General features: G+C 45.1%; 4 protein-coding genes. All 4 read right to left on the reverse strand.

Features of this window, described 5'->3' with window-relative positions; translation table 11 throughout:
• Nucleotides 1–211: 211 nt before the first annotated feature.
• Nucleotides 212–1,195 (reverse strand): methyltransferase domain-containing protein, encoded by a 984-nt coding sequence (locus O9332_RS13120; protein WP_288025926.1) that lies wholly within the window; start codon nt 1,193–1,195, stop codon nt 212–214.
• 294 nt (nt 1,196–1,489) lie between these two features.
• Entirely contained in the window at nt 1,490–1,729 is a 240-nt protein-coding gene (locus tag O9332_RS13125; protein WP_002760210.1) for a FeoC-like transcriptional regulator, read from the reverse strand.
• 109 nt (nt 1,730–1,838) lie between these two features.
• Nucleotides 1,839–4,163 carry a Fe(2+) transporter permease subunit FeoB gene (feoB, locus tag O9332_RS13130; protein WP_288025922.1) on the reverse strand — a complete coding sequence of 775 codons (2,325 nt, stop codon included), beginning with the start codon at nt 4,161–4,163 and terminating at the stop codon, nt 1,839–1,841.
• A 41-nt stretch (nt 4,164–4,204) separates the two neighbouring features.
• Nucleotides 4,205–4,840, reverse strand: coding sequence for a FeoA family protein (locus tag O9332_RS13135; RefSeq protein WP_288025924.1), 636 nt, complete (start codon nt 4,838–4,840; stop codon nt 4,205–4,207).
• Nucleotides 4,841–6,173: the final 1,333 nt, after the last annotated feature.

The raw sequence follows: 6,173 nt of genomic DNA on the forward strand, positions 1-6,173 counted from the left end.
TCTAAAAACCTTGTTGGATAAGGCTTTTAGACTTTTTTTTCCTCAAAAAGTGCCGACCATTGGAGGGATCGGGGGTAAAATTCAGGTACTTTTTCCCTGAAAATTAGGTAACTGACTACCTCAAAATCGGTAAAACCCTACACCCCACACCCCACACCCCACACCCGGCCCCCCCCAACAAACATTTTGAGCAGACCCTAATTATAACCAGCTAGATAACTGAGGTAAGAGACTCTTGCTGACTTGCTTGCAGATGGGATTGAGCGCGAACAGCGCGGAACATCCCAAAACGACATAAACCCGTGCCAAAGGCCAAACGCATCAGCAGAATTGTCGGCACTTCTCGGACGGATTTAACCAACCCAGTCAGACCAAATTGCCACCAACCTTGGGGACGAATCACCCCCTGCCAAATGGTATCAATCCAAGAGGGTAGAGTGGCTGTTGTCCAGTCAGCAGTCATCACTTCCCCATCCACCAATCCCGTGGCCGCTAACTGTTCGGCAAAACCTTCGATACTGGCAAAAGCGGGGTGGGACCACTGATCCAAAAGTTGGCGCATTACAGGACTTTCCCAGAAATTGAGCGGTTTTTGACGGTCATCTCGCTGATTCCAGTCCGCTACCACTAGGACTCCCCCCGGCTTAAGAACTCGCAGTAATTCCTGAGCAAAAACGGCTTTGTCCGGCATATGGGGACCGGCTTCAATTGACCAGACCACATCAAAACTCTCGTCGGGAAAAGAAAGGGCCATGGCATCATCGACCAAAAAGCGAGCATTTACATCTGGGGGTGTTAGTTCTTTGGCCCGTGCCACTTGTTTGGGACTAATGGTGACACCGGTAACGGCAAATCCGTAGTCGCGGGCCAGAATGCGACTGCTGCCACCAATACCACAACCGACATCGAGGAGAGTTGCACCGGTGGGTAGTTTATCCAAACCTCCCCAAGAGACCATTTCCGCCACAAAGTCAGCTTTTGCCTGTAGAAAGTCTTTTTTTTCTGGTGGGGAACCGTAGTGACCTAAATGGATGTGTTCGCCCCAATAGTATTCTAAAATCCCGTCCTGGGTCCATTGGTCGTAGGAATTGGCCACCGAGTCCGACGATTGGTACTTGCGAGAGGAAACAAAATAGACGACGATAGCGATCGCTAGGAGTAAACCTAAAGATGATGTCACCAAAAGTATATTCATTAAATGCTGCCGAGCAAACTGATACAAAGCTTAATAACTCTTAAAAATTATACAACCTTGAGGTTCTGCGGTTGAGTGACTTTGGTTCCTCGCCAGAAATTAACTATCCCCGTTGAAAGCGACTGGTAATACAGCAGTTATCTTAATAGTTAAGTAGCTGGTTATAATTAAATTAAAAATGGATTTTAGGTTCGATCCCCCCTGCCCCCCTTGATAAGGGGGGTGCCGATAGGCGGGGGGATCTGACAACTTTTAACGCCTACCTACTTAGATCACTTCTGTAGTATTAAACTTTTATCTGTTTGTCCCTGTGGAATTGCCCTCAATCCATTCGTAAAAAGCCATAGATTCCGGAGAACAACGGCTGCATCCTCCGCATTTTTCTAGGGAAATCAGGCGAATTCGCCCTTTTTTCAGCAAGCGATCGAGCATGGGACTTAAGGCATCCGCTGACATCCGAAAGTGTGTAGATAAGTCAGACAGAGATGCTTTCTGATTTTTGGCAAGATAAGCCTGTATATCGATTAAAATCATGGTTTATAAGCGAAAAAAATCGAGAAAAGTTGCTTGATTGCGGTGGGTTACGGCGAATCTAAATAATTTGTTAGTTGCCTAGCTTTTTGTCGCCTAACCCACCCTACTTTTAAATTGCCGGACGGTTGATTTTTCGGGGACGGAGATTTTTTAAGGTGAATAAAACCCCGACTACGGTTAAACCCATCAAGACTATCCAAAAGAGAGAAAATCCCGGATGTCGAGAAAAAGTGGCGATTTGATAGAAGGAAGTGGCAACAATATAGGCCATTCCTGTGGTCCAGAAGGCAATAAAAGCAGTCCAACCGGCATTAGTTTCGCGATATACTGCCGATGTGGCCGAAACACAGGGAAAATAGAGCAGAACAAACAATAGATAGGCAAAAGCACCCGCTTGACCATCAAATCTTTTCACCATTGCGCCAAAGATTCCTAAATCTACTTCTTGCTTCTCGGCAGCCGTTTTTTGATCTTGCAAATCACCAATATTCAAACCCAAGGGATCAAGTAATTGATTGGGTAATTCCGCTAAATTGGCGGGAATAGTGGCGATAGCTTCCTGAATTTGCCCCCAAAAGTCGAATTTTGCCTGTGCTGCCCCCTTATTCGGGTTATCTTCCCCTGCTAGTTGGCTGTAAATCGAGTTTAATGTGCCTACCATTGCTTCTTTGGCAAAAACTCCCGTAAAAATGCCCACTGTTGCCGGCCAATTTTCCGGTTCTAGTCCCATGGGTGAGAAAATAGGAGTTACAGCTTTACTGGTAGCACTTAAAACCGATCGCTCGCTGTCTTGATTACCAAAAGAACCATCAAAACTGACGGAGTTGAGTAGTCCCAAAATCATCACCATTAAAACGATAACTCGTCCAGCTTTCCACAAAAACGCTTGCAGACGTTCCCAAGTGCGAATTAAAACCCCTTTTAGACGCGGTAGATGATAGGGAGGCAATTCCATAATAAAGTGACTGACTTCTCCCTTGAGTAGGGTTTTTTTCATCACCAATCCCGTCAAAATAGCGGCGAGAATTCCTAAGATATAAAGACCAAAAACGATGTTTTGACCACCTATGGGGAAAAAAGCCGCCGCAAATAGGGCATAAACAGGTAATCTGGCCCCACAGGACATAAAAGGGTTCATCATAATCGTCATTAAACGATCGCGGGAATTTTCTAGGGTCCTGGTGGCCATAATTGCCGGTACACTGCAACCAAATCCCACTAGCATGGGAACAAAGGATTTACCCGGCAATCCCACCAAACGCATCAATCGGTCCATGACGAAGGCTGCCCGGGCCATATAGCCGGAATCCTCTAAAATTGACAAAAAGAGGAACATAAAGCCAATTACGGGGATAAAAGTGGCGACGGTTTGCACACCTCCCCCCGCTCCATCAGCGAGCAGAGCAATTAGCCAACCCGGGGTAGGGATTGTTTGTAAAACTTGGGACAAACCATCGACAAAGATAGTCTGGGCAGTTAAATCGAAGAAATCGATAAAGGCAGCACTAACATTGATGGTAAACAAGAACATTAGGTACATTACGCCCAAAAATATCGGAATTCCTAACCAGCGATCGAGAACAATCCGATCGAGGCGATCGGACATGGTATCATTTATCTGTCCAGTCCGTTGAGTGGCTCCCTGGGTAACTTGTTGAATAAAGCCATAACGAGTATCAGCAATTAAAATATCAAGGTCTTCCCCTAAAACTTGGTGTATTTGTCGTCTATGCTTGACGATAATGCTTAATAGTTCCTGGGAGCGCAATTCTGGGGCGATGCGATCCTCGTATTGCAGTAGATTTAAAGCGGTCCATCTTGGCTCAACGATCCTTTTACTGCTATGGTCGTTAATGTAGGCAACAATCTCGTTAAGAGCTTCCTCAATTACCGCAGGATAAGCCACATAAGCGGCAGTATGGTTAATATCATCGACTAATTCCCCAATTTTTTGCTTTAATTCTCCGATTCCCTCCCCTTTAACCGCACTAATCGGGACGACAATTGCATCCATGCGATCGCTTAAGAGTTGCGGATTAACCACAATACCCCTAGTTTTGGCCACATCCATCATATTCAGGGCAATCAACATCGGTAAACGCATCTCCATGATTTGGGTAGTAAGGTAGAGATTGCGCTCTAAATTGGCAGCATCGACGATATTAATCACTAAATCCGCTTCTCCTGACAGCAGATAGTCCCTAGCGACTAATTCATCCATTCCTGTCTCCCCTTCTTCCACATCAAGGGAATAGACTCCGGGTAAATCCACAAGGGTGATATCTTCCCCGTTAACTTGAAATCTTCCCTCTTTGCGATCGACTGTTACTCCTGGCCAGTTGCCAGTGCGTTGATTGGCCCCCGTGAGAGCATTAAAAAGGGTAGTTTTGCCACAGTTAGGATTGCCAATTAAGGCGATAATCGGTTTGACCATAATTAGGATATTGAGTGACGAATAGGCTTAGATGATTAAATTTAGCTTTCTGGGTCTATTTGTTCGACGATTAAAGTGTCTGCCTCCTGTTTTCGCAGACTGAGATGAAATCCCCGCACTCGAATCTCGACGGGATCCCCCAAAGGTGCGACGCGAATGACGGTAAACTCTGTCCCCGGAGTTAATCCCATTGATAACAATTTTCCTTTGTATCCGCGCAATGCTCGGTCATAACCGACAACTTTACCCGCTTTTCCTATGGGTATCTCCCGCAGAAATGTTCTTACTTCAGGTAGGTCTTTTTTGGGTTCCAGTTTTTTCGGTTGACTGTCACTAACGAGGATTTTTTCGGCCATTTCTGCCCCGATACCGATACGATTGTCTTGAATGCCAATTAAAACTGACCCCCTCGGTTGGGAGCTAATTACCTGTAATTGAATGCCGGGGTTTAATCCCATACCTAGGAGTCGATTGATTCCTCCTGTCCCCTGAAATCCCACTAACCAGACGGTTTTTCCCATTTCCACTTGTGCGAGGGGATAGGTGGCTGTTAGCTCAGTACCCATGGTGTTAGTACGTTCTGAGGCTGCCTCTGTACCGCCCCAAGGGGAAAATTGGGCTTTATTTGGCGATTTTTCCGGTTCTTCTGGGTCATTAAGTCTAATTTTATCGTCCATGCTTTTCTTATCTCCAAAGGCAAAGAAGGTCTTTCATTCAAGAGTGACAATAATTCCTTGATAGCTCATCGAGTTTACTTCAGTAGCCAAAGGGTGATAACTGCGCTAATGTCAGCCTCAGTCAACGGTTTTGAAACTGTCTAAGACTTGCGATCGCTAAAATAAATGCTAATTATTCTCAATTACCAGTCTAATCGAAAAGGGGAGACAGAAAAGAAAAATATTTATTTAGGGTCGGCTGAATAATGGTAAAACCCTTTGAAAATAAGGCTTTTGACCTGTTAAAATCCGATGTTAGTGCTGCGAAAATCGGATTGGGACCCCCAAAAACCTGGCATTATCCTCCTTTCAGTACATAAGTTAGTACAAAAAGAGAGGGCAACAAAGCCTGAAACGACCGGCTACTGACCACCGACTCCTAACCCCACCAACAAACTTTTTGCCGCAAACCCTACCTAGGGTCTGCGGCAAAAAGCTTTTCCTAGGGGCAGGGTGTGGGGTGTGGGGTGTGGGGTGTGGGGTGTGGGGTTTTACCGATTTTCAGGTGGTCAACTACCTAATTTTCAGGGAAAAAGTACCTGAATTTTCCCCCGATCCCTGCAATGGCTGGCACTTTTTGAGGGGAAAAAAGTCCAAAAGTCTTATCCAACAAGGTTTTTAGATTTATTCAGCAAACCCTACCTAGTGGTCTGCGGCAAAAAGTAGGGGCGAAGCATTCGGGCAATAACCTATCGGTGAAACCGTAGATTTTCTATCCGAATGCTTCGCCCCTACAGGACTACATTTCACATTTATTCAGCCAGCCCTAAGTAAATCGAATCTGTCTTTCTGTTTGTGTTCTTTATGCCTTTGTGTTTATCCTTAACTCTTATGGGATAACCGGACAGAAAAAAGTTTAGTTTTAAATATTGGCGATACTTTCAACACTTTAGCCCCCCTATTCTCTGGGTCTTCTTGTAGCTTAAAAAAGGGTGCATCTCACATTTGCAGAAATATCGACAATCAGCAATTATCAGTGACTCTTAAATTATTACAAATATATCAACAACTGCCTGTAATACCATTTTTCTTTATTCGTTTCCCTCACCCCCTTCCCTGTCCCAGAGCGTTAGAGGGGAGGGGGTGAGGGCAATTAACCATCTCTGCCATTACTTTTGAAAAATGGGATAATTCGTTGTCAGTATCTCCAAACATTGACATCCTCGCCGCCCTAAAAGTGCGGCGATTCCTAAACCTCACGATTTAAGTTTCTGCTTCCACCACCGTCGCATACCACAGTTAAAAAACCATGTACTGTCTTACACAGAGTCCACAGACTTTCGCCCCATTTCAG

This window comes from Microcystis sp. LE19-10.1B, assembly GCF_027530565.1.
GTDB lineage: Bacteria > Cyanobacteriota > Cyanobacteriia > Cyanobacteriales > Microcystaceae > Microcystis > Microcystis aeruginosa.

Bases quoted from the DNA above. Each gene is read 5' to 3' on its own strand.
- feoB (WP_288025922.1), bottom strand. From the start codon at position 4,163: ATGGTCAAACCGATTATCGCCTTAATTGGCAATCCTAACTGTGGCAAA.
- O9332_RS13135 (WP_288025924.1), bottom strand. From the start codon at position 4,840: ATGGACGATAAAATTAGACTTAATGACCCAGAAGAACCGGAAAAATCG.
- O9332_RS13120 (WP_288025926.1), bottom strand. From the start codon at position 1,195: ATGAATATACTTTTGGTGACATCATCTTTAGGTTTACTCCTAGCGATC.
- O9332_RS13125 (WP_002760210.1), bottom strand. From the start codon at position 1,729: ATGATTTTAATCGATATACAGGCTTATCTTGCCAAAAATCAGAAAGCA.